This window comes from Agrobacterium sp. 22-223-1, assembly GCF_053522385.1.
Window position 1 is genome coordinate 451744 of record NZ_JBNWCN010000003.1, and the last position, 24612, is coordinate 476355.

Sequence of the window (24612 nt, forward strand, 5' to 3'; positions counted from 1 at the left end):
GATGATCCAGCGCACACCCTATGCCGACGCCCTGACCTATGCGATCATGGTGGCCGGCTTCTTCCTGCTCATCGGCCCCTTCATCGTCGTCATTTCCGGCGCCAGCCAGTCGGTCCAGCAGGTCAACAGCGTTCCCTTCAACTTCATGCCGCAGGGCGAATTCTTCACCAATGCGCAAGCGGCCTGGCAACGCGCCAATCTCGGCAACGCCCTCCTCAACAGCATGATCATGGCGACGCTGGTGACCATCGGCAAAGTGGCCCTCTCGGCCTTCACCGCCTTCGCCATCGTGTTCTTCCGCTCGCCGCTCAGACACCTGTTCTTCTGGACGGTGTTCATCACCCTGATGCTGCCGCTCGAAGTGCGCGTGGTGCCGACCTATTCCGTCGCCGCCGATCTTTTCCAGCCGTTCCGCTCCGTCCTCGGCCTGTTCGGCATCGAGGTCACCTTGGAATGGAACCTGCTGAACTCCTATGCCGGCCTTACCCTGCCGCTGATCGCCACCGCCACCGGCACCTTTCTCTACCGGCAGTTCTTCATGACGATCCCGGACGAGCTGGCGGAGGCCGCGCGCATGGACGGTTCGGGTGCGGCGCGTTTCTTCGTGGACATGCTGCTGCCGCTGTCGCGCACCAACATGCTGGCGCTCACCACCATCATGTTCGTTTATGCCTGGAACCAGTATCTGTGGCCGCTGCTGATGGTCACCGACCCGTCCTACAAGACGGTGATGATGTCGCTGCGCGCGCTTCTGCCCGCCGATGACGGCACGCCGGACTGGAACGTCACGCTGGCCGGTTCCCTCATCATCATCCTGCCGCCGCTTCTCGTCGTGGCCTTCCTGCAACGCTGGTTCGTCCGCGGCCTCGTCTCGTCCGACAAGTAACAGCGCGGCTTTCAACAACAAGGTTTTCCCATCATGGCTCAGATCGATATCCGTCAGGTCCGCAAATCCTATGGCAAGACGCCCACCCTGCACGGCGTGGACCTCACTTTCGACTCCGGCGAATTCGTCGTCATCCTCGGCCCGTCGGGCTGCGGCAAATCCACGCTTCTGCGCATGATCGCCGGTCTGGAGGACATCACCTCCGGCGAGATCGCCATTGGCGGGCGAGTGGTCAACACGCTGGAACCGCGCGAACGCGGCTGCGCCATGGTGTTCCAGAACTACGCGCTTTACCCGCATATGTCAGTGGCCGGCAATATCGGCTATGCGCTGAAGGTCGCCGGCGTTCCCAAAGCCGAACGCCAGCGCCGCATCGAGGAGACCGCAAAGATCGTCGGCCTTTCCGATTATCTGGAGCGCAAGCCCGCGGCCCTTTCCGGCGGCCAGCGCCAGCGCGTCGCCATGGCCCGCGCCATCATCCGCGAACCTGCGGTGTTTCTGTTCGACGAGCCGCTCTCCAACCTCGACGCCAAGCTGCGTGTGACCATGCGCGCCGAAATCCGCAAACTGCACCAGCGCCTCTCCGCCACCTCCATCTTCGTCACCCACGATCAGGTGGAGGCCATGACGCTGGCCGACCGGCTGGTGGTGATGAACAAGGGTAATGTCGAGCAGGTCGGCCATCCGCTGGATATCTATCACCGCCCGGCCAGCACCTTCGTGGCCTCCTTCATCGGCTCGCCTGCCATGAACCTGTTCAACACGAGGGTAGAGGTGGAATCCCCCGCCGTGATGCTGCATGGCACGCCCGTAAAGCTCTTCCCCGAAACCGCGCTGGAACTGCGCGGCCGCGACGTGACCGTCGGCATCCGCCCGGAACAGTGCGTGGTCAGCACGGATGGCGCCGGCGTGCCGGCAGTCGTGGATTTCGTCGAAGAACTGGGCTCGGGCCGCATCGTCCATGCCGATATCGCCGGCGAGACCTTCTCCGCCGCCATCGGTGAGGACCTTTCGGTAAAACCCGGCCAGCGCATCCACCTCGATCTCCCCGCCGCCCACCTTCATTTCTTCGATCCGGCCACCGGAAAACGGATCGAAACCGAGGGCGCCGTCGAAACCACCCGCATCGGCAACGAGAAGCTGCTGGCGGTCTAGAACATTTCCCGTGAACGGGGGTTCGCGGGGGAGTGCACTGACCTTCTGTTTTAACGCATTGTCCGAACGTGAAAGCGATTTCGCTTTTTACTCAAAAATGCTCCAGCGGCCGCGCAAAGCGCGTCCGCTGGAGTCTCGGATATAGTCGGCCGCACCTGATCGGATTGGGCCGGGCCGAGTCCGGCCGGATTTGGGAACACTATACTATAGGCGGCTGGCGGCTGGCGGCTGGCGGCTGGCGGCTGGCGGCTGGCGGCTGGCGGCTGGCGGCTGGCGGCTGGCGGAACGCACAAACTACATCAGGAAATTCAATCAAAATTTTGAATTTGCGATATTTTATCGTAAACAAGCGCCTGGGGAATATCTGACACCAGCCGTCTTGCCATGGCCACAAGCTGCTCCACCTCGAAGATGACCGGCCGGCCGGCCGCCGTCACGAGGCCCCACTGGAACGGGATGTGGAACGAGAGCGGTATGACGCGGACACCCTCCACCGGCAGGCCCCAGAGGGTAATCGATTCGACGATTGCGACACCGAGACCCATGCGCGCCAGCGAAAGCGAAACATAGGTCGCATTGCTGTCGATCACGGAGGAAAGGTCGACGCCGAGGCTGGAAAGCACATCGTTGATCCGCATGCGCAGACGGAAGGGGTTTGCCGAAGCGATGAGCCGGTTTCCGGCAAGGTCTTCGGCGGAGATGACCGCTTTCCGGGCGAGCGGATGATCTTCCGCCACCACGGCCACGCACGGCACCTCCCCCAGCCAGTGAATGTCGACACCGGGATTGTCGAGCGGAAGGCTGACGGCGCCGAGATCCGCCGTGCCTGCCATCACCGCCTGCACGACATTTTCCGAAGAAATGCTCTGGAGATGCACATGATCGGGAAACCGGTCGGCCGGCAGGGCGGCGAGCGCCCGTGGCAGGAGGCTTGCGGCAATCGCCGGAATGGAGGCGACCTCGATGGCGGTGCGGCGCGCGGCGTGGATGCGCCTTGCGCTTTCGCTGATCGTTCTGAGACCGCCAAGGAACAATTCCGCCTGCGCAAAAAAGGCCACGCCCTTTTCGGTTGGCGTGATGCGGGGGCCGTTGCGATGCAACAGTGCAAAGCCGATTTCGCCCTCAAGGTCCTGAATGAGACGTGTCACGACGGGTTGAGACTTGCCCAGCGCCCTGGCTGCGCCGGTGATGCTGCCGATAGACACCACGGCCACGAAAGCCTCGAGCTGCCGCGTATCGAGATAGTCAGACGCCATTTTCCACTCCGCCCCAAGGCCTGTCTTCAAGACCTGTGTTTCTGCCTCATCGTCACCAAGCGCTATACCGGCCCGCAATCCTCATGGCCAGCCGGCAGCCAAAGCGCCTCGCGCCCGTCGAAAGGATCGGGAGTAGCGCCAAACCCGGCCGGACCCGCCCGCAGAACCATTGGTTTTTCGGCACGATATAGCGGCCACTCACCATTCGGGGCACGGGGCCGTTCGTCCTTTATGAAGGAGGCCCACAGATCGTGGATCGCTCTTGCAAAGCCCGCATCCGCCACCCGCTGGCGCTCGGGCAGTTCGCGGCCATTCGAACCATCGCGATACCAGACCGAGCCGACCTCCGCCCCGTGCGGCGCGCCCAGCTCATCGGCCTCCAGCGGGCCGTAGAGATATTTATAGACCGGATTGAAACGGGCATGCAGCCCGGCGAAACGCATCGCCGGAAGCTGGAAGACGAGATCGCCGGCAACCGCGCGCCAGATGCCACGCGGGCTGTGGCTCGGCAGCGCCCTGCGATAACGCTCGACAATAAGGGAGCCGGTGAGACCACGCGGCAGAACCCGCTCATGCAGCAATTCCGCACAAAGCGCGAAATCCATTTTCGGCTGCGCCGTCGCATGGGTCACATATTCTCCCGTCGTGCAGCCGATCATCATCGGCACGGCGGTGATGTGGCCTTCGCGGGCGGCAGTTTCCGGATGTTCCGGCAGGCTTACCCCATCGATGACCGGGACGAAGGGCACGCCGAGCATCGAGGCTGCGCCGTCGCGGGCGAAATCATGCTGCTCATAGGACTGGTTGCAGAGATCGCGCTGAATTTCGAGCAGCCGGTGCATGGGCAGAGCTGCAAGCGAAGCCTCATCCGCATTTGCGGCCGCCAGAAACCGGCGCGTCAGTTTCGCGGCATCGTCCATCGAGGCGACGCCCGTGCTTGCGCCGCTCTGCGGCATGGCCCGGTGGAAAAGCCCCTGCGCGCCCGGCATGGCCATCAGCGCCGCGACGGCAAAGCCGCCCGCCGAGCGCCCGGCCAGCGTCACCCGGTCCGGGTCGCCACCGAAGGCGGCAATATTGTCGCGCACCCATTCCAGTGCGGCGACAAGATCGAGCAGACCGCGATTGTCGGGCCTGCCTTCAAGATGGAGGAAACCGAGCGCACCCAGGCGGTAATTGACCGTGACCTCAACGATGCCGCTGGCCGCGAAAGCGCCGCTCTGCAGCACCGGTTCATTGGCGGAACCGACCGCGTAGCCGCCGCCATGGATCCAGAACAGCACGGGCGCCCTGCCCGCCGGATCGGGCGTGCGGATATTGACGGTGAGGAAATCCTCGCCGAAGGCCAGTTTCGAGGTCGCGGCGGTGCCCACCGGACCGTAAGTGGGAATTTGCGGGCAGACGGGGCCAAGCCGGGTGGCGTCCCGCGCGCCCTGCCATGGCGACACGGGCTGCGGCGCTTCGAAGCGGCGTTCGGGCGTGACGGGCGCGGCATAGGGCACACCGAGAAAGGCGTGAATTCCGTTTTCCAGCCTGCCCTGCAATGTACCGGCTGCCGCTTTCACCATCGTCATGTCACAGCACCTTGCGCAGCCCGATCAACCGCTCGACCGCCACCACGACGATGACCGAAATCAGGATGAGGATAACGGAGAGAGCAGCAATCTGCGGATCGGTGGAATATTCCAGATAATGATAGATTTCCGTCGGCAGCGTCGAGGATTTGACCGAGACGATGAAGAGCGAGATCGTCGCCTCATCGAAAGAAATCAGGAAGGCGATGACGGCACCGGCGATGAGACCGGGCCGGACCAACGGCAGCGTGATGCGCCACAGCACCATGGCCGGCGAGGCGCCATGAACGCGCGCCGCCTCCTCGACACGGCGATCCACCGCCATCAGGCTCATGGTGATGGTGCGCACCGTATAGGGCGTGGTGATGCCGAGATGCGCGAGGAAAATGCCGGTATAACTATCCAGCAGGCCAAGCGGCCCGAGCACCAGCATCACGCCGACGGCGAGCACGATATGCGGCACGAGGAAGGGTGCGAGGATGAGGAAGTTGATCGCCCCTTTGCCGCGGAATTCGTGCCGTGAGAGCGCCAGCGACAGAAGCAGCCCCGCGAAGATCGAGACGAAACCGACAAGCAGACCGATACCGAGGCTGCGCCAGAAGGCGCCGATGAATTTGGCATTGGCGAAAACCTTGGCATAGGAGCCGAAGGACAGGCTTTCCGGCGGAAAAGCCAGATATTGCCGCGTATCGAAGGAAATAATCAGGACGACGATGATCGGCGCCAGAAGAAACAGGTAAAGCAGTGTCAGCAGAAGCGCGTGGGCGAGGCGTCCGAATTTCGCATCCATGGCCGGCCTCACGTCTCAAGCGCGCGCATGGCGCGCTGGTAAATCACGATCACGCTGCCGAACAGCACGAGCAGCAGCACCGAAAGGGCAGCCGCCAGCGGCCAGTTCAGCGTCACAGTCGCTTCGTTATAAACCTCCGTGCCGATGACGAAGACACGTCCGCCGCCCATCAGGCGCGGCGTGACGAAGGAGGAAATCGCCAGCACGAAGACGAGAAGCGCTGCGGTGAGAACGCCGGGCAGCGAAAGCGGCAGCACGATGCGGGTGAAGACCCGCAGGCGGTTCGCGCCGAGCATCGCGGCGGCTTCCTCCAGCTGCGTGTTCAGCCGGCCGAAACCGCTCAGCATCGCCAGGATCGCATAGGGCATCAGGATTTCGATCAGCGCGACGGTTGCGCCGAAATAATTATTGGTGAGCCGTATGACACCATCCGTCAGCCCGGAAGATTGCAGCGCCGTATTGATGACGCCCCGATCCCCCAGAATGACCATCCAGCCATAGGTACGCACCACCGAGGAGGTGAGAAGCGGCGCGACGGCAAGCGCTGTCAGCACGCCGCGCCAGCGGCTTTGGGTGCGGGCGAGGAAAAGCGCGATGGGATAGGAAAGAACGACCGCGAAAATGGCGACATTCACCCCGAGATAAAGCGTGTTCCAGGCGATCTTCCAGTAAAACGGGTCGAACAGCACGGTTCTGTAGGATTCGAGCGTCCAGTCGCCGCCGCGAAGGGCCGCCATGGACGAGGAGGCGAAGGAGGCGCGCACCAGCCAGATGAGCGGCAACAGAAACGTCGTCAGCAGTGCGACGAGGCCCGGCAGAAGCAGGAGAAGCAAAACGCCGCGATGCGACGTGCCGCCGCCGGAAGCATGGCTTGCCGCCGCCATCAGGCCGCCTCCCCGATCAGCGTCACATCCTCCGGCGCAACCGACAGCGTCACGCGCTCGCCCTTTGCCGGCAGAGCGGCGGCATGGGTGGGCAGATCGGCCTGCAGGCGATGATCGCCCGCACGCACGCCGAGCGTCAGCATCTGCCCGCGATAGGTGACGTGCTCGACAATGCCGGAGAAAGCATTGACGCCATCGCCAAGCAGAAAGCGATGCGGGCGGACCAGAAACCGCGCTTTCTGGCCGACCGGGACAGCGCCCGAGAAATGCAGGAAGCCGAGACCGGGAATCTCAGCCCGGCCCGGCGCAACCACGGTGCCCGTAAGGAACGAGCCGGCGCCGATGAAGGAAGCGACGAAATCGGTTTTCGGCCGGTCGAAAATTTCGCGCGGCGTGCCGATCTGCTCCAGCCGGCCTTCGGACATGACCGCGAGCCGGTCGGCCATCGAAAGGGCCTCATCCTGATCGTGGGTGACGAAAATGCTGGTGACGCCGGTGCGGTTCTGGATATCGCGGATTTCATCGCGCATCTCGTCGCGCAGCTTGGCATCGAGATTGGAAAGCGGCTCATCGAACAACAGCAGAGCGGGTTCGATGACGAGAGAGCGGGCAATCGCCGCCCGCTGCTGCTGGCCGCCGGAAAGCTGGGAGACGCGCCTTTCGCCGAAACCGGAAAGCTTGACCAGATCGAGCGCCTTCGCCACCCGCTCCTTGCGCTCCGACTTTGCGATGCCGCGCATTTCCAGCCCGAAGGCGATGTTTTCGGCAACATTCATATGCGGAAACAGGGCATAGGCCTGAAAGACCATGCCCATATTGCGCCTGTGGACCGGGGTTGCGGAAATATCGCGACCGTCCAGCCGGATTTCGCCCGAGGTTACCGGAATGAGGCCGGCGATCATGCGCAGGATCGTCGTCTTGCCGCAGCCGGAAGGCCCCAGCAGCGCCAGCATTTCCCCGCGCGGCAGGGAAAGGCTGACGTGATCCACGGAGGGCTTGAGGGCGCCCGGATAGGTCTTCACGAGATTGTCGATCTCGACATGATGATCGGCCATGGCGTCCTCTGCTTCCTGTCTCAATTCGCCGCGATGACCTCGCGGTTGATCCGCTGTATCCACGCCGAATATTTGTCCGCCACGAAGTTCCAGTCGAGGGAAGACTGCGCGGCCTGGGCTTCCTTGCTGCCATAGATGCGGGCGGCGACCGGTTCGCTGAGCGCAACCTTGCTGTTGACCGGACCGTAGAAGCTCTTTTCGGCGAAGGTCGCCTGCGCCTCGGCGCTCAGCGCATAATTGACGAAGAGTTCGGCGGCTTGCCTATTGGCGGAGCCTTCGACCAGACCGATCGTGTTCGTCTGGCCGATGGAGCCTTCCTTCGGCAGGGCGATCCCGATCTTGCCGCCCTGCGTGTCGTGCAGATATTGCGCGCGTCCGTTCCAGCAGATGGAGAGATCGACTTCGCCGCTCTGCACCACCGCATAGCAATCCGGCGCAGGTTCGAAGGTCGAGACGCTCGGCGCGACCTCCTTCAGGAAATCGATGGCCGGATCGATGGAGGTCTTGTAGTCGCCGCCCTTCAGCTTGGTGAGGATCGGCAGGAGAATGACGCCGCGCGTATCGGAAAGCTTGGCGGCGATCTTTCCCTTGTATTTCGGATCGGCGAGATCGGCCCAGCTTGTCGGCGGCTCCTTCACCGCGTCGGTATTGTAGAGAATGGCGAGATTGTCCTGCGAGAAGGCAACGGCGCGGTCGCCATCGATGCGCGCCCATTCCGGCTGTTCGGCAAGGTTCGGCACCTTTGCGGCATCAAGCTTGGTGAACAGCTCCTCCTTGTTCGCCTTGATCGCCACCGAAACGTCGATCAGGGCGACATCGACCTTCGGCTCGGCGCGCTGAAGGGTGAGAAGCGCCAGCGTTTCGGCCGAATTTTTGCTCTGCTGATAATTCACCTCGATGCCCGGATGTTTGGCCTTGAAGGCGTCGATGATGAATTTCTGGTAGTTATCCGCAAAAACGCCGGAGAAGCCGACGATGTTGACGGTGCCCTTCGTCGCATCCTGTGCGAAGACGGTGCCCGAGAGCGATGCGATTCCGGCGGCAACGATGCCGACGACGAGAGCGGCCCTGCGGCGCTGATGAGCATTTTTCATTTCAGTTGCCTCCGTTTGTTTTCGATATTGTCAGTTTACGGGCCGCCAGGCGGCATCCAGCACACGCAGCCAGTTCTGGCCGAGAAGTTTGAGAACGAGCGTTTCGCTCCAGCCGCGCGCCAGCATGCGGGCGGTGATATTGGGCACCTCGCCGATGCGCTCGATGCCCTTCGGCTTGGAAATCTTGACCGTCGCGAATTCCGTCAGCGTGCGGGCCGTGCCCTTGTCGCGGTTGGCCCAGAGCTGCCAGGGGCCGGGACGCGGTCGCTCCTGCGAAAAATCCGTGCCGATGCCGACATGATCCTCGCCGACGAGATCGATGACATAGGCCATGGCGTCGAGATAATCCTCGACCGTGGCGTCGTTTCCAGCGGCAAGTCCCGGCGCGAAAAGGCTGATGCCGACGATGCCGCCCTTCTCCGCGCAGGCCTTGAAGAGTTCATCCGGCTTGTTGCGCTTCACATCGCGCAGCGCCCGCGGCAGCACATGCGAGATACAGACCGGCGCTTGCGAGCGGGCGATGACATCGGCCGTCGTTCTGTCGCCGACATGGCTCAAATCGCAGAGCACGCCGACGCGGTTCATCTCCGCCAGCACCTCGCGGCCGAAGCCGGTCAGGCCGCTGTCGTTTTCTTCGAGATATCCGGCGCCGGAATAGTTCTGGGTATTGTAGGTCAGCTGCATGATGCCGACGCCGAGATCCTTGAAGATTTCGACGTAATCCAGCTTGTCCTCGAGCGGCGAGGTGTTCTGCCAGCCGATGATGATGCCGGTTCTGTTCTCGGCCTTGGCCGCATGAATATCGGCGACCGTCCGCACCGGACGGATCAGGTCGTCGTTTTCCCGCAGGAAACGCTTCCATTCGCTGACATAACCGATGCCCTCGCGGAAGTTTTCCCAGATCACGCTGGAGACATTGACGGCGGTGAGGCCGCCGGCGCGCATGTCCTCGAATATCGACCTGCTCCACTGGCAGGTTTGCAGACCGTCGATGACGATGGCGTCATTATGGAGTTTTGCGGCATCGGTCATGCGGATGTCCTCACTGCGGATTGTGAAAGCTGCTCTTTGAGCGCCCCAAGGGCGCGGCTGACGAATTCCAGACGGTCCTGCCCCCAGAAAAGTTCGCCATTCACCACATAGGTCGGCGTGCCGAAAATCCCGAGACGTTCGGCCTCTGCCAGATTTCCCTGCCATTCCGCCACGATGTCTTCCGGCTGCGGATCGCGCACGAGGGCAGCACCTTCCGAGCCGAGGACCGCCTGTGCGATGGTGCGCAGTGTGTCGAGGTCGGCAATGTCGCGCTCTTCGCTCCACAAGGCGCGCTGGATGGCGAAGGACAGGCTGATCGCATCGAGCCCGGCCTTCTGCGCGGCGATGACGAGCTGTGCGGCCCTTTCGATGGTGGCGCAGGGGTAAAACTTCGGCGTCAGGTTGAGCGGCATATCGAGATAACGCCGCCACCGGTCCAGTTCCACGGCATGATAGCTTTGCCGGGCATCCGGGCGGCTGCGCAGCGGAATGCCGCCATTGGCCTCGATGATGCGGATGGGCCGCAACACGATTGCGGCGCCATGTGTGCGGGCGACTTCCACGGCCCGTGGCGCGCCGAAATAGGCCCATGGCGAAGAAATGCCGTAAAATATCTCCAGTTTCAGCGCCGCTTCAGCCATTGGCATGCTCCTTGATCCTGTCCTGCGCGTCCGCATCGCGCCATTCCTCGCCGGTGATTTCAGCGGCGTCGTGGTTCATGAAAGTCTCGAAATGACGGGCGCGGTCTTCGACGAAGAAAGACCTGGCGATGCCCTGCGCCAGACGCTCAGCGCCCGGGCTGACGGCCGGAATGCCGCTGGTGATTTTCCCGTGGGAGGGAACAGCCGGATAGGCGAAGCAATGGATGCGGGAAATCGCCTCCGCCTCGGCGGCCGGCAGACCCGGTTTCGGCAGAAACTCGAAAGCCGGCCCGAGATAGGGATAGGACCCCAGCGCGTCATTCTCCTCACCGGCCGGCGGCTGATAGGCGTCGCGCCAGAGCAGGACGCGGCCGCTCAAGGCGGTAAATTCCGGCCGCCGGGCGAAATCGACATCGAAGCCAGTGGCGAAAATGATGAGATCGGCCGAATAGCGCCCCTTCGGAGTCTCGATTTCCACCGCATCTCCCGCTTCCGTCAGGCTGAGAACGGGACTGCCCAGATGGAAGAACGCATTGTCATGGCGCGAGACCCTGAGGACGCTGTGGCGCGGCGGCGGAATCTGTGTGCGCTCCGCCTCGACCATGAAGGCCCAGCGGTCGGCATCGGGCAGGCCGATATAACCATGGGTCATGCCGAGGCTGGCGATACCGCCGAATTTTTCGACCCGGGGGATATCGGTCCTGCGAATGAAAAGATCGACGCGGGCCGCCCCCGCCTCCAGTGCTGCGGCTGCATTGTCCATCGCCGAAGCACCGGCGCCGACCACCGCGACACGTTTGCCACGCCAAGCGCCCATATCGAATACATCGCCGCTATGGCGCACGAAGCGGGCGGGAACCGTTTTCGCCACATCCGGCATGCGCGGCGCACCGAGGCCATCGAGCCCCGTCGCCAGGATCACCCGGCGCGCCAGAACCTTGGCTGGACCTTCCGGCCCCAGAAAATCGAGAGCGAGCAGGCCATCCTCGCACAGAACGAGACCGGCAAGTTCGGTTTCGTTGCTCACCGGCAGCGTCAGCACATTGCGATACCAGACCATGTAAGCCATCCAGGCTTCACGCGGTATGAGCACCATCTCCTCATAGGCGCGCGCGCCGAACTGCGCCTCGAACCATGCGCGGAATGTCAGGGAGGGTACGCCGAGCGCCGGCCCGGCCAGCTCCTTGCGGGTGCGCAATGTCTCCATGCGCGCACTGGTCACCCATGGGCCTTCCCGCCCGCTGGGCGCCCTGTCGAAAGCGCGGATATTGTCGATACCGGCAAATGAAAGGGCCGCAAGCGCGGTCAGCCCGCAGAGCCCGGCGCCGATGACGGCGACATCCAGCACCTCGGAACCGTTGAGAGAGGTGCGCGGCACCCACGGCTTTGCCGGTCGCTCAAGCAGGGCGAGTTCCTGCGCAAGCCTCGCCTCCAGCGCCGGCAAGCCGCCCGCATTCACAGACACTGCGTCGGTTTTGCGATCTTCCATCATGTTATTTCTGAATTAATGAGCGTTAAAAATTCTATTTAAGCATTATAAGAAACACAGAAGCGGAAATCCGGAAAGCAAAAATCTTCTAATCATTCGCAGTTTTCGGCAAATTTTCGCGCAAGCGGCAAGGAGTGAAGCTCGGCCCGCCGATTCTTGCGCTCGACGGGATGGAAACGAGACCGGCGCGGGTGACCGGATCATCGCCAAATGCAGAATTTCAGCAAAAATCTTTCGGTTCGGAAATCATAATCGGAATAGTCTTTGCCGCGCCAATCCCCCGGCGGGGATATCGTCGCGACGAGCAAAGACCTGCCTGCGGCTGCAGCCCTCCGCAACGCGCCGCGCAAGCCAAAACATCGACGAAAGTGAAGCCCAATGGCAAATGATCGCAAACTGCATCTCGGCGCCTTCATGCGGCCCGTCAGTCTCCACACGGGTGCATGGCGTTATCCGGGCGCCTTTCCGGATGCGAATTTCAATTTCGCCCATCTGGCGCGCTTCGCACAACAGCTCGAAGCCGCGAAGTTCGATGCATTCTTCATGGCGGATCATCTGGCGGTGCTGAACATGCCCACGGAGGCGCTGCGCCGCAGCCACACCGTCACCTCCTTCGAGCCCTTCACCCTGCTTTCGGCGCTCGCCGCCGTCACCTCCCGCATCGGGCTGGTCGCCACCGCCTCCACCACCTTCGATGAGCCCTATCACGTCGCCCGGCGTTTCGCCTCGCTCGATCACCTCAGCAACGGTCGCGCCGGCTGGAACATCGTCACCACGTCAAACCCCGACGCGGCCCGGAACTTCGGCCGCGAGGAACAGCCTGATCATGCCGAACGCTATGGCCGCGCGCGGGAATTTTACGATGTCGTCACCGGGCTCTGGGATTCCTTTTCCGACGACGCCTTTATCCGGGATGTCGACAGCGGGCTCTTCTTCGATCCCGAAAAGATGCATGTGTTGGACCACAAGGGACCTGAATTTTCCGTGCGCGGGCCGCTCAATATCGCGCGCCCGGTGCAGGGTTGGCCCGTCATCGTGCAGGCCGGAGCTTCCGAACCGGGACGCCAGCTTGCCGCCGAGACGGCAGAGGTGGTTTTTGCCGCAACACCCACGCTTGCGGCGGGAAAGGCTTTTTATAAGGACGTCAAGGACAGGACTGTCGCCGCTGGCCGTTCGCGCGAGGGAATTGTCATCCTGCCGGGCGCTTTCGTTCTCGTCGGCAACAGCGTCGAAGAGGCCAAGGCCAAACGCGCCAGGCTCGACAGTCTCGTCCATTATGACAGCGCAATCGCCTCGCTCTCGATTGCGCTCGGCCACGATGTTTCCGGCTTTGATCCGGATGGCCCCCTGCCTGATATTCCGGAAACGAACGCCAGCAAATCCAGCCGTGAAAGGGTGATCGAGCTTGCCCGAAGCGAGGGCCTGACGGTGCGCCAGCTTGCCCAGCGGCTGGGCGGTTATGCGGGTCTTGCCTTCGTCGGCACGCCAAAGACCATCGCCGACGAGATGGAACAATGGCTCCATGAGGAGGGTTCGGACGGTTTCAATGTCACCTTCCCTTTCCTGCCTGCCGGCCTCGACGACTTCACGACGCAGGTGGTGCCGGAACTGCAAAGACGCGGGCTGTTCCGCAAGGACTATGAGGGGCCGACATTGCGCGACCATCTCGGCCTGCACCGACCGGCCAATCGTTTTTTCACCTGAATAAAGCGCCGTCGCGCCGATCGCGCTCCCGGTAGGGAGATTTTCCACGCGGCTCGCAAAGTTTGGCATGAGGTTCCAGAAGGGCGGATTGACCTCGAAAACACCCGCCCATACCCTTTAAATACACAAAATACATAAATTAGGTGAATTAATATGAAGGCTGAACATTCCCGCCGCCAGATCCTCAAATTCGGCATTGCCGGCGCTCTTGCCGCACCGCTTGCCACGGGCAAGGCGCTGGCCCAGAGTTCCCCGGAATTTCCTGCCGAACTGAAGCTGGACTGGGGATTTTACTCCTCCCATACGCTGCTGATAAAGAACAAGGGGTGGCTCGAGGAGGCTTTCAAGGATGTCGGCACGAAGATCACCTGGGTGCAATCCCGCGGCAGCAACAATTCGCTCGAATTCCTGAAGGTCGGCTCGACGGATTTTGCCGGCTCGGCCGCCCTTTCCGCCTTTCTCGCCCGCGCCAACGGCGTGCCGCTGAAGGTGATCTATGTCGCGAGCTGGGGCGGTTCGTCCATCATTCAGGTGCGCCCGGATTCACCCATCAAAACCGTCGCCGATCTCAAGGGTAAGACCATTGCGGTCACCAAGGGCACCGCGCCCTATTTCACCCTCGTCCGCGCGCTTGACCAGAACAAGCTGTCCATCGACGACCTGAAGGTCGTGAACTTGCAACATCCGGAAGGGTTCAACGCGCTTCAGCAGGGTCAGGTGGATGCCTGGGTCGGCATCGATCCGCACACATCCCAGGCCGAGCTTGCCGGCGACCGGGCGATTTTCGACGAGCGCAGCTGGCGCGACGGCAGCGTCTTCAGCGTCTCCGAGGAGTTTCTGGCCAAATACCCGAAAGCGGTCGACAGACTTCTCGGCGTCTGGGTGCAGACGCAGAAGTGGATTCGTGAAAACAAAAGCGAATTCATCGATTTCGTCACGCAGGTCACCGGCAACGATCCCAAGATCACCAGGCTGACAATCGAGAAGCGCGACTGGAATAATCCCGTTCCGGGCGAGGAATTGCTGAACTCGATCCGTATCGTCACGCCGCTTCTGGGTGACGACGTCCTGCGCCCCGGCGTCAATGTCGACAATGTCCTGTCCTCGCTGAGCGATCCGGCACCGGCGAAAAAGGCGCTTGGCGCATGAATTCCCATCCGCGCGAATTCCAGCGCGTGAAACAGACTGCGGGACAATTCCCTTCCCGATTGCCGCTTGTGCAAAGGGTGGGGAATTTCCTTGGCCGTTTCGACCTGCGTGGCGCAATCGTGCCCGTCGGGTCGCTGCTGCTGCTTGAGCTTTTCGTTCGCCTCGGCTGGGTCAGCCCCTATGTGCTGCCGCCGCCTTCCGAACTTTACGATACGTTCCTGCGGCTTGCGGAAGGTCCCCTGTGGGCGAATGTTGCGGCCAGTACCGCGCGCGTCTTCGTCGGCTTCGTCATCGGCTCCCTGCTCGCCATCGTCGTCGGTTCGCTCGTCGGTCTGGTGATTGCGGCCGAACGTTATCTCGAGCCGACGTTTCAGGCGCTGCGGGCGGTTCCGAGCCTTGCATGGGTGCCGCTGCTAATGATCTGGTTCGGCATCGGCGAAACCTCGAAAATCGTGCTTATCGCCAAAAGCGCATTTTTCCCGGTCTATCTCAACCTCTTTTCCGGCATCAGGAATGTCGACCGCAAGCTGGTGGAGGTGGGCGAGATGTATCGCCAGCCGCTGCCCGTGCTGGTGTGGCGGATTTTCATTCCCGCCTCGCTGCCGCATCTCTTCACGGGCCTGCGTTACGGGCTGTCGCTCGCCTGGCTGAGCGTCGTTGCGGCCGAGCTTTTGGCCGCCTCGGAAGGTATCGGCTACATGCTCTCCGACGGGCGGGAGCTTTCCCGGCCCGATCTCGTCATGATCGCCATCATCTGCCTTGCGGTGCTGGGCAAGATTTCCGACAGCCTCTTCAAGATCGTCGAAGACCGATGCCTGCGCTGGCGCGACACCTATCCGCTTCAGCAGGGAGGACGCCTGCGATGAGTTTGCTGAATGTCGATGTGCACGAAAAGGCTTTCGGCGACACGGTGATCCTTCAGGATATCCAGCTGACGCTGGGCGATGGCGAGGCGGCGGTTCTTCTCGGCCCCAGCGGCTGCGGCAAGAGCACATTGCTGCGCATCGCCGCCGGCCTCGACCGGCGTTTTTCAGGCGCAGTCAGGGTTCAGCAGGACGAGGAGCAGGCATCCAACTCACCGCCCATCGCATTCGTCTTTCAGGAACCCCGCCTGATGCCCTGGCTGACGGTTGCCGAAAACATCGGTTATGCGGCGGGGAGGAAATATGATGTCGGGCGCGTGGAAAGGTTGATCGACGATGTCGGTTTGAGCGGCCATGGCGGGGCGCTGCCGAAGGCCCTTTCGGGCGGCATGGCGCAACGTGTGGCAATCGCAAGGGCGCTCTATACCGAGCCGCGCATTCTGCTGCTCGATGAACCCTTCAGCGCGGTCGATGCTTTCACACGGATGAAATTGCAGGATCTGGTGCTGAAGCTCGTCGAACAGCGCGGCATCTCCTTCCTGCTCGTCACCCACGATATCGACGAAGCGCTCTATCTCGGCGACCGGATTTACATGATGGGCGCCCATGACGGCCGTATCCAGCAGCGGATAGAGGTGGACGTACCGCGCCCGCGCGACCGGCGGTCTCCGCAGCTCGCAAACCTCAAGAACGAGGTGCTGACCGCCCTGCACAATGCCCACGTCATCTGAGGAACATCTCACCCCTTCACACCCGACGAAATCATGATCGCCTCCGTCACGCGCCGCTGGAAGATGACATAGGCGATGATGACCGGCAGGGCCGCCAGCATGGCGACGGCCATCAGCCGCGCATAGGCGACGCCGAAAGCATCGTTGACCTGGGTGATACCGACCGGGATCGTCATCATGTTTTCGGAGGTGACCACGAGGAAGGGCCAGAAGAAGGCGTTCCATACCGTAATGAAGGTCACGATCGCCATGGCGGTCGTGATGCCCCAGTTGAGCGGCAGATAGACCCGGAACAGGATCGTGTATTCGCCGCCGCCATCCAGCACCACGGCTTCGCGCATCTCTTTCGGCACGCTGTCGAAAAACTGCTTGTAGACGATGATGACGATGGGCGTGATCAACTGCGGCAGGATGATGCCCGCCCAGGTGTTGATAAGGTTGAGGTTCTTCATCAGGATGAACTGGGTGACGACCAGCGTTTGCGCCGGCACCATGAAGCTTGCCAGCACGATGCCATAAAGCAGCCGCCTGCCCGGAAAGCGTATCTGCGACAGCGCATAGGCGCAGAGCATGGAAATGAACAGCACCGAGATCGTGACGATGACCGCCGTGCCGATGGAGTTCACATACCAGGTCATCAGCCGGGTATTGAATATTGCATTGAAATAAGCGCCGAGGCGAAACTCGTCCGGCAAAAGCGACATATTGCCGGCAACGTTCTCATCGGCGCGAAGCGAGGTGACGAAGCTCCAGTAGAGCGGAAAAATCCAGACGAGGGCCGCCGAAAAAGTCAGCAGCGTCAGAACGAGGTTCTCGAATTTTCTCATCGGGCTCATGAATTCCTCCGGATGCGCAGCAGCTGGAACTGGAAAACGGAAACGATGACGATCAGCAGGAAAAGCACCGTCGCGACGGCAGACGCATAACCGCCATTGTTCATCTGGAAGGCCTCGCGATAGACCTTGAGGAGCAGCACGAAGCTGGAATTGAACGGCCCGCCGCCGCTTAAGAGATAGATCTGGTCGAATATCTTCAGTTGCAGGATCAGTTGCAGCGTCAGCACCAGCGCCGTGACCGGCCACAGAAGCGGCCAGGTGACGCGGCGGAAGCGCTGCCAGGTCGTCGCGCCATCCAGAGACGCCGCCTCATAAAGCTCGGCCGGTATATTCCGCAATCCGGCGATGAAGAGCAGCACATTGAAGCCGTTCGTCCACCAGATGGTGACGACGGCGACCATCGGCATGACCCAGTAGGGGTTCTTGAAAACGGCGACGGGTTTGCCCGCCAACAGCGATATGACCGGCTGGAGAATGCCGAACTGCAGATCGAGCATCCACGCCCAGATTTCCGTGACGACCGAAACCGGAAGCACATAGGGCAGGAAAAACAGGCTCATGGCAATCGTCTGCTTCACGCCCGAGAGGCGGCTGACGGCGAGCGCGATCATCAGGGCGATGACGGTCGTGGGCACAACGGTCAGAAGCACGAAATAGCCGTTGTTCTTGAGCGAGGTGACGAACAGGCGGTCGCTCAGCAGCTTCGCGTAATTCTCCAGGCCGACCCAGTTTCCCTCACCGATCAGCGGCGCATCGGTGAAGCTGATGCGCACCATCTCTATCAGCGGATAAAGAAAGAAGGTGGTGAAGACCAGAACGAACGGCGTCACCATCGACAGCGCGATCAGCGATTTCTTGCGCCGGTTTTCAATCATAGCCATGGAATGTCTCCGCGAGCTTGCGCATTGCACTCTGCCCTCCGGCCTCAACCGGAGGGCAGGCTGCCGATTACCTGAGCTTGCCCTGCAGCTCATCCTTGATCTGCTCCACGGCGTCGGTGCTGCTCATGAAGCCCTGAATGGCGGGGGCAATGACGTTGAGCGCCGCATCATAGGCGGGCGAAGCGACCCCGGTAATGGTGGTCTTCGGATCGAACACCGCCGCTTCCGCCAGGGAGGCATAGGTGGCATTCGGCTGCATCGCTTTGTATTCGCTGCTTTCGGTGATGGACTTGTAAGCCGGAATATGCCCGGCATCGGCCCAGCTGATGGCGTGTTTCTCCATCCAGCCGATCACCTTCATCACCGCAGCGCGTTTTTCGCCGGAGACCGTTTTGTCACCTTCATTCGGAATGGCGAAAGCATGGGAATCCGCCCAGGTGGCGCGCTTGCCCATCAGGGGCGGCACTTCCACCGCACTCCATTTGAAGCCGAGCTTGCCGTTCTTTTCCAGATCCTTGTAGGTCGGAACTTCCCAGACGCCGTTCAGCTGGAACGCGGATTTACCGGCGGAGAAGAGCGCCACCGAGGCTTCATATTCCGCCTGTTCGGGGGCCCAGCCGTTTTCCCGCCATCTGGACAGGGTTTCGATGGCCTTTGCCGCCTTTTCGGCATTGTCGCCGGCCAGAACCTCTTTTTCAGTGACGAGTTCGCCGCCCTGTTGCGACAGCAGCGTATAAAAGACGCGCCACACCCCGCCTTCGCCACCCGATTGATAGGTAATCGGCGTCTGGACGCCATTGTCCTTCGCCCAGGCCAGCGCCTTCTCGAAATCCTCGATCGTCTCGATGCCGGTCAGCTTGCCCTCGGCATCGAGATAGAGCGAGCCTTTGAGAAGATCGGCGTTGTAATAAAGGACAAGCGCATGGATATCGAACGGCACGGCGTAAAGTTTGCCGCTCTGGGTGGCCGCATCCACGGGTGCGCTGAAGAAGTCTCCGGTCTTCAGCCCCGCATCCTCGAGATCCTTTTCGGTGATTTCGCTCAGCACTTTTTCTTCAAGGCCAAGCGGCGCGCGTGACAGGTGATAGGTCATGATATCCGGCCCCTCACCCACCGCGGAGGCCGTGCGCACCTTGGTATAAAAGGGCACGCCCCATTCGAGCGTCGTTCCCTTGATCTGGATGTCGGGGTGTTCCTTGTTGAAGGCATCGATCAACGCCTTCATGCGCACGCCGTCACCGCCCGACAGAAAGTCCCACCAGACGATATCCTGCTTCGCGAGAGCCGGCAGGGCGCTGAGACCCAGAGCCGCACCAACAAGCAATGTCTTGATCAGTCGCATCGTTCACTCCTCCCGTTTGATCGAACATCCCGTTGAGGGATGGTTTGCTGTTTCGAAAGACGCCTCCTCGCGCCTATCGCAACCGTCTGCCGTCATCGTCGAAGACAAGGACATGGTCGGGCGAGGCGGTAAGCGATACCGACCGGCCATCCAGCCTTTCCCGCGTGCCTTGCCGCTGCACGATGATTTCCTTCCCGGATCCGGTGCGGGTATAGAGGTAGGAAAGATCGCCAAGCTCCTCCGCGACCTCGACGACGACCGGCAGGGCGCCCTCTTCCGTAATCGTCAGATGCTCCGGCCGAATTCCGATCTCGACCCGCTGGCCGGGGGAAACGGACTGGGCAAGCCGGGCCCTGAGATGCCCTGCCCCGCCCTCGGGCGCGAGCGTCACGATGCCATCCGCCTGGGAGACGATATCGGCCCGCAGGAAATTCATCGCGGGCGATCCGATAAAACCGGCCACGAAGCGGTTGTCCGGATCGTCGTAAAGGGTGAGCGGCGCCCCCGCCTGCTGCACGATGCCGCCCTTCAGCACGAAAATCCTGTCCGCAAGCGTCATGGCTTCCACCTGGTCATGCGTGACATAGATCATCGTCGCGCCCAGCTTGCGATGAAGCCGGGTCAGTTCCAGCCGCATCTGCACACGCAGTTCGGCGTCCAGATTGGACAGCGGCTCATCGAACAGGAATACTTTCGGCTGCCGCACGATGGCGCGGCCGATGGCCACGCGTTGCCTCTGGCCGCCGGAAAGCTGCGAGGGCCGTTTGTGCAGATGCTCCTCAAGCTGGAGGATGCGCGCGGCCTCGCCCACCCTCTCCGTCACCTCCGCCTTCGGCCGGCGGGCAAGACGCAGGCTGAACGCCATGTTCTCGAACACCGTCAGATGCGGATAGAGCGCATAGTTCTGGAACACCATCGCAACGCCGCGATCCGCCGGTTCGACCGCGGTGACATCACGCTCATCGATGGCGATGCGCCCGCCGCTGGTTTCCTCAAGGCCGGCGATCATGCGCAACAGGGTGGATTTTCCGCAGCCGGAAGGCCCCACGAAGACCGCAAAGCTGCCGGCTGGAATTTCCATCGAAACATCCCGGATCGCCGCGAAAGATCCAAAGGACTTGGCGACATTATTGAGACGGACACCCATGGCCGCCTCACTGAACCTTCAGCCGCAGCACATGGTAGGACAGCGCAGGCACCGAACCCTTCAGCGCCCCGTCCTCCACGGCGACGCCGCTGCCCGGCACCGGCACGACGCGATCCGGTTGATCCGGGCCGTTGCCGAGGCGCAGATCATATCCCGCCATGGCAAGATGCAGGCTGAGAGTGGCGGATGAATAGCCGGTGAGGCTGACATCGATCTCCGCCGCTTCTGTCAGATGGCGGTTGAGCACGAACAGTGTCACGACGCCTTCCGCCTCGTCATAAACACCGGCAACATCGAGATATTTGACGTCGTCGGCCGCGTTGCAATCGTAAGTCGGGCAATCGACGGCGACGTTCAGCGCGACGCCGCGGCCATAAAGCGAGGCGAACTGATAGGGATAATAGATCGTCTGCCGCCAGGCCGGCCCGTTCTTTTCCGCCCGGATGGGGGCGATGACATTGACGAGCTGGGCGATGCAGGCAATGCGCACGCGGTCCGAACGGCGGATGAACTCATTGAGCAGACCGGCGACAAAAAGCGCATCTTCGAAGTTGTATGTCTCTTCCAGAAGTGCGGGCGCTTCCGGCCAGTCCCAGCTCTTGATGCGTTTGCCGTCTTCTTCGCGGATATGATACCAGACGTTCCATTCGTCGAAGCAGATGGAGACCTCGTTTTTGGCGCGCTTCTTGGCCTTCACGTAATCGATGACCCCGGCAATCGTCTGGATATAGCGCCCGGTTTCCTCGATCTTGCCGAAATAATTCAGCGTGTCGCGGCTGTTATTGCCGAAATATTTGTGCAGCGAGATGTGGTCGACATTCTCATAGCACTCCTCCAGCACCTCGCGCTCCCATTCGGGATAGGTCGGCATGCCGTCATTGGAGCTGCCGCAGACAATCGCTTCAATCGTCGGATCGAAACCCTTGAAGGCCTTGGCGGTTTCATTGGCCAGACGGCCATATTCCACCGCCGTCTTGTGACCGATCTGCCAGGGACCGTCCATTTCGTTGCCGAGGCACCACATTTTCACGCCGTGGGGTTTTTCCGCGCCGTGGCTGCGGCGCATATCGCTGAGCGTGGTGCCGCCCGGAAAATTCACATATTCGAGGAAATTGCGGGCGTCATCCAGACCACGGGAACCGAGATTGACGGCGAGCATCATCTCGATGCCGGCCATCTGCGCCCAGTCGGCGAATTCGTTGATACCGATCTGGTTGGTTTCCTTGGAGCGCCATGCGAGATCGAGACGGATGGGGCGCTGGTCGCGCGGCCCGATGCCGTCTTCCCAGCGATAGGCGGAAACGAAGTTGCCGCCGGGATAACGGATGGCCGGAATTTTCAGGTCCTGCACGAATTTCAGAACGTCCCTGCGGAAGCCGTTCGCGTCCGCCTGCGGATGGCCGGGCTCATAGATGCCGCCATAGATGGCACGCCCCATATGTTCGATGAAGGCGGAATAAAGACGATCGTCGATACGCCCAATCCGGAAGTCCCGGTGGACTGAAACCCGCGCTTTCATAAGGCTCTCCTCCCCTGCGCATTTATATCTAAAAATATGATATAAACCATATTTAATAATATAGTTGCCGAGGGAATCCGCGCCTGTCAACCGCGAAAATCATACTTTTGAAAATTGGCTGGATCAGCCTGCGGTGCGCAGGCGCAGAACGATGTCCTGATCGTAATTCCCGAAGCCGCGGCCAAAGATATTCAGCCCGCCCGGATGTTTTGCATCGGCCTTGACCTCGATGCGCAAGCGGATGGAGCGGTGGCTGGTCAGATCGATATCCGCCAGCGTCACATCCGAAATCCGGGTTCCGTCGACATAGGTTCCCTGCGCGGTGATGCGCCAGGTCTTGAGCATGCCATATTGGGAACCGGAGAGCTTCCACCAGTCCGGCGTAAACGCACCGCGCTTGTCGCCGAAGTCGCCGGGTGAGGTCCAGACCCCGATTTCCCTGCCGTTGACGGATAGAGTAATATCGGACGGCCAGTTGCTGTGCGTTCCCGGCACTTCGGAGCTGACCTCCATCGAAAACTCGATTTCCTCGACTTCTCGCCCCTGAATCTTGGCATTATTGGGAAATTGATATTCCACGAAGCCGGAGGTCAACCACAGCAGCGCCGCCTTCATACGGTCCGGATCCATGAATGTATCGGGCACATCGAGAAGGCCGATGATGCCCTCCGGCGAGCAGATGCCGCAGGGCGCGGTTACCGAACTTTGGGTGTAAAGACCGAGCGGCATAGCGACCGCGATGTAATTTGATGCGACCGGCGCCTCGGGTTTCCGGAAAGAAACAATGAGTTCGTCACAGGTGGCGAAACAGATTTTCTGGTTGCCCTTGCGCGCCTTGCGCGTTTCGGTTCGCAGCAGCCCCGCTTCCTCAAGAACGGCCACGCCGGCGGAAACGGTGGACTGGGGAAGCTCCAGTCTCTGCGCAATTTCGTTGACGTTGAGGCCGCTCGCCTCATGCAGCAACTTCAATATCTGCACGCGGATCAGCGACGCCGCCGCTTTCAGGACATCAAATTCTTTTTCAGCATCAACGAGGAGGAAATTGGGCGCCATATTCTAATCTTCAGATTTATCGATCCAGATCAGAATTTCTGGCTTAAATGCCATGCACTTGTCCAGTGCTGTTTCTCATGCGGACGCTTTTGAAAGGCGTGAAGCGCCATTCACCCCTGGCACTTCACAAAAAAGAGCACCGCCACACGGTCTCGATACCGCGTGGCGGTGCCCGTTTCGTCGTCAGCCGCGCTTGCGCAGGGTCCGCGTGCCGGTGTCGACGAGGTTTTGCGCCGCTTCATCCACGCTGGCGCGGCCGAAGGCGAGCGAATCGGCAATGGGGCGCATCACGCCACGGTCGAACTCATTGGCGCCGATCGGCGCGGGTTCCGGATAGGTATCGAGCTTGCCCGACAGGCTTTCGATATAATCCACCGTCTTGCGCTCGGTCTCGTTGAGGCTCGGCAACAGGGCCTCGCGCACGACCTTGGCCGGCGGTACGCCACGCTCGACGCCGAGCACCTTGCCGGCTTCCAGATCGTTGACGAAGAAATTGATGAATCTCGCCGCCGCTTCCGCATTGGTCGAGGTGGACGAAATGGACCAGATGAGGCCCGGCCGGTAATAATGCCCGGTCGGCTTGCCCGGCCCCTCGCCCGGCAGCATGCCGATGGACAGCGTTTGCTTGTTGAGTTTCTGATAACCGACAAGCTGGTTGGAATAAGCAAAACCGATAGCCGAATTGCCGAGCGTCAGGGCGTTGGATTCGATAGTGTTGTCGTCACGCGTCTGGATATCGGCGGAAACGCAGAGCTTGTTCTCGCGCAGGTCCTCCCAATAGGCGAACCATTCCTTCGCATCTTCCTTGTTGAAGCCGATGGTACCGTCCTGAAACAGCAGCTTGCCGCGCTGGCGCAGCCAGACATCGAAAACATAATGATAACGCGCGCCATAGGGCACCGCCCAATAGTTCCGTTTTGCCGGACCGTTCTTCTTGAAATCGCGCGCCAGTTCCGAGAGCGCCTTCCAGGTGATCTGCTCCTGCGGCACGGAAACGCCGGCTTCCTTCAGCGTATCGGCGTCATACATCATGCAGAAGGAATTCAGCCCAAGGCCGACGCCGTAAAGCTTGCCGTCGATGCGGCAGAGATCGACCTCGCTTTTGCCGAAGGTGGAAAGATCGAGCGACTTGCCGACGAACTGGTCCAGCTCCATGCAGGCGCCACGGCCGGAATAATCGGCAATGGTGGAAGGTTCGAGCTGGAAGATATCGGCGACGTTGCGCCCCGCCATCGATGTCGCAAGCTTGGTCCAGTAATCGGAACCGGCGATCATTTCGCCGCTGATCTCCGTTTGCGGGTTAGCCTTCTGGTAAAGGGCGATCACGTCGTTGGTGCGCTTGCTGCGGTCGGCCGATCCCCACCATACGCAGCGAAGCCGGGTCTCAGCCGCGGCCGCGCGAAAACCACCCGCCGCCACGCCGAGACCGGCCAGCGCCGCCGTCACCAAAAATCCACGTCTGTCGATAGTTTGCATCTGCTCCTCCCGCGTTTTGCAAATTTTTCACTGACTACTTAAATTCTTGCAAATTTTC

The 24612-nt window shown here is 61.2% G+C and carries 22 protein-coding genes; 6 read left to right on the top strand and 16 right to left on the bottom strand.

All coding sequences use genetic code 11. The annotated features are described in order from the left end of the window. Window position 1: 1 nt before the first annotated feature. Both ACQZ60_RS17440 and ACQZ60_RS17445 read left to right on the top strand, forming a co-directional pair. A complete protein-coding gene (locus tag ACQZ60_RS17440) occupies window positions 2-886 on the top strand; it encodes an ABC transporter permease subunit (RefSeq protein WP_448735752.1) in 885 nt (294 codons plus the stop codon). A 33-nt stretch (window positions 887-919) separates the two neighbouring features. Further along, complete coding sequence (locus ACQZ60_RS17445; RefSeq protein WP_003520204.1) at window positions 920-2041, top strand: sn-glycerol-3-phosphate import ATP-binding protein UgpC; 1122 nt, start codon at window positions 920-922, stop codon at window positions 2039-2041. A 308-nt stretch (window positions 2042-2349) separates the two neighbouring features. On the opposite strand, the gene ACQZ60_RS17450 is transcribed toward ACQZ60_RS17445, so the two are convergent. From ACQZ60_RS17450 to ACQZ60_RS17490, 9 genes are all read right to left on the bottom strand, one after another. Further along, window positions 2350-3297, bottom strand: coding sequence for a LysR family transcriptional regulator (locus tag ACQZ60_RS17450; protein ID WP_448735753.1), 948 nt, complete (start codon window positions 3295-3297; stop codon window positions 2350-2352). A 62-nt stretch (window positions 3298-3359) separates the two neighbouring features. After that, on the bottom strand, window positions 3360-4868 hold the full coding sequence (locus ACQZ60_RS17455; protein WP_448735754.1) for a carboxylesterase/lipase family protein: 1509 nt from the start codon (window positions 4866-4868) through the stop codon (window positions 3360-3362). A gap of 1 nt (window position 4869) precedes the next feature. Beyond that, a complete protein-coding gene (locus ACQZ60_RS17460; RefSeq protein WP_059757194.1) occupies window positions 4870-5658 on the bottom strand; it encodes an ABC transporter permease in 789 nt (262 codons plus the stop codon). Between the two features lie 8 nt (window positions 5659-5666). Further along, on the bottom strand, window positions 5667-6542 hold the full coding sequence (locus tag ACQZ60_RS17465; protein ID WP_059757192.1) for an ABC transporter permease: 876 nt from the start codon (window positions 6540-6542) through the stop codon (window positions 5667-5669). After that, entirely contained in the window at window positions 6542-7597 is a 1056-nt protein-coding gene (locus ACQZ60_RS17470) for an ABC transporter ATP-binding protein (protein ID WP_142780287.1), read from the bottom strand. The genes ACQZ60_RS17465 and ACQZ60_RS17470 overlap by 1 nt, the downstream gene beginning before the upstream one ends. A 20-nt stretch (window positions 7598-7617) precedes the next feature. Continuing rightward, a complete protein-coding gene (locus ACQZ60_RS17475) occupies window positions 7618-8691 on the bottom strand; it encodes an ABC transporter substrate-binding protein (protein WP_135399564.1) in 1074 nt (357 codons plus the stop codon). 30 nt (window positions 8692-8721) lie between these two features. Then, a complete protein-coding gene (locus tag ACQZ60_RS17480) occupies window positions 8722-9723 on the bottom strand; it encodes a dipeptidase (protein ID WP_020811704.1) in 1002 nt (333 codons plus the stop codon). Beyond that, entirely contained in the window at window positions 9720-10364 is a 645-nt protein-coding gene (locus tag ACQZ60_RS17485) for a 2-hydroxychromene-2-carboxylate isomerase (protein WP_020811703.1), read from the bottom strand. Before ACQZ60_RS17485 ends, ACQZ60_RS17480 begins: the two co-directional genes overlap by 4 nt. After that, window positions 10357-11856: an FAD/NAD(P)-binding protein gene (locus tag ACQZ60_RS17490; protein WP_448735755.1), complete on the bottom strand. Its 1500-nt coding sequence runs from the start codon at window positions 11854-11856 to the stop codon at window positions 10357-10359. The genes ACQZ60_RS17485 and ACQZ60_RS17490 overlap by 8 nt, the downstream gene beginning before the upstream one ends. Before the next feature lie 375 nt (window positions 11857-12231). Between ACQZ60_RS17490 and ACQZ60_RS17495 the strand changes: the two genes are divergently transcribed. The 4 genes from ACQZ60_RS17495 (at window position 12232) to ACQZ60_RS17510 (ending at window position 16300) form a co-directional block, all read left to right on the top strand. After that, a complete protein-coding gene (locus ACQZ60_RS17495) occupies window positions 12232-13557 on the top strand; it encodes an LLM class flavin-dependent oxidoreductase (protein WP_448735756.1) in 1326 nt (441 codons plus the stop codon). Between the two features lie 153 nt (window positions 13558-13710). Then, window positions 13711-14706 carry an aliphatic sulfonate ABC transporter substrate-binding protein gene (locus ACQZ60_RS17500; protein ID WP_174057622.1) on the top strand — a complete coding sequence of 332 codons (996 nt, stop codon included), beginning with the start codon at window positions 13711-13713 and terminating at the stop codon, window positions 14704-14706. After that, on the top strand, window positions 14703-15572 hold the full coding sequence (locus tag ACQZ60_RS17505; protein WP_448735757.1) for an ABC transporter permease: 870 nt from the start codon (window positions 14703-14705) through the stop codon (window positions 15570-15572). The genes ACQZ60_RS17500 and ACQZ60_RS17505 overlap by 4 nt, the downstream gene beginning before the upstream one ends. After that, window positions 15569-16300 carry an ABC transporter ATP-binding protein gene (locus tag ACQZ60_RS17510; RefSeq protein WP_020811698.1) on the top strand — a complete coding sequence of 244 codons (732 nt, stop codon included), beginning with the start codon at window positions 15569-15571 and terminating at the stop codon, window positions 16298-16300. Before ACQZ60_RS17505 ends, ACQZ60_RS17510 begins: the two co-directional genes overlap by 4 nt. Window positions 16301-16308: 8 nt before the next feature. Here the strand turns inward: ACQZ60_RS17510 and ACQZ60_RS17515 are convergent, their stop codons facing one another. The 7 genes from ACQZ60_RS17515 to ACQZ60_RS17545 all read right to left on the bottom strand — a co-directional run bounded on the left by ACQZ60_RS17515 (window position 16309) and on the right by ACQZ60_RS17545 (window position 24554). Further along, a complete protein-coding gene (locus tag ACQZ60_RS17515) occupies window positions 16309-17136 on the bottom strand; it encodes a carbohydrate ABC transporter permease (protein WP_059757170.1) in 828 nt (275 codons plus the stop codon). Then, window positions 17133-18017, bottom strand: coding sequence for a carbohydrate ABC transporter permease (locus ACQZ60_RS17520; protein ID WP_425646502.1), 885 nt, complete (start codon window positions 18015-18017; stop codon window positions 17133-17135). The genes ACQZ60_RS17515 and ACQZ60_RS17520 overlap by 4 nt, the downstream gene beginning before the upstream one ends. Window positions 18018-18084: 67 nt before the next feature. Further along, window positions 18085-19359, bottom strand: a complete 1275-nt coding sequence (locus ACQZ60_RS17525) for an extracellular solute-binding protein (RefSeq protein ID WP_448735758.1) — start codon at window positions 19357-19359, stop codon at window positions 18085-18087. A 73-nt stretch (window positions 19360-19432) separates the two neighbouring features. Next, the gene (locus tag ACQZ60_RS17530; RefSeq protein ID WP_003520168.1) at window positions 19433-20506 is read right to left on the bottom strand and encodes an ABC transporter ATP-binding protein; all 1074 of its coding nucleotides are present in this window, start codon (window positions 20504-20506) and stop codon (window positions 19433-19435) included. Between the two features lie 7 nt (window positions 20507-20513). Continuing rightward, on the bottom strand, window positions 20514-22025 hold the full coding sequence (gene arfA, locus ACQZ60_RS17535) for an arabinosylfuranosidase ArfA (RefSeq protein WP_174039807.1): 1512 nt from the start codon (window positions 22023-22025) through the stop codon (window positions 20514-20516). A gap of 123 nt (window positions 22026-22148) precedes the next feature. Then, complete coding sequence (locus ACQZ60_RS17540; protein WP_003520170.1) at window positions 22149-23078, bottom strand: ArsR/SmtB family transcription factor; 930 nt, start codon at window positions 23076-23078, stop codon at window positions 22149-22151. Window positions 23079-23261: 183 nt separating this feature from the next. Further along, window positions 23262-24554 carry an ABC transporter substrate-binding protein gene (locus ACQZ60_RS17545; protein WP_448735759.1) on the bottom strand — a complete coding sequence of 431 codons (1293 nt, stop codon included), beginning with the start codon at window positions 24552-24554 and terminating at the stop codon, window positions 23262-23264. Window positions 24555-24612 lie beyond the last annotated feature (58 nt).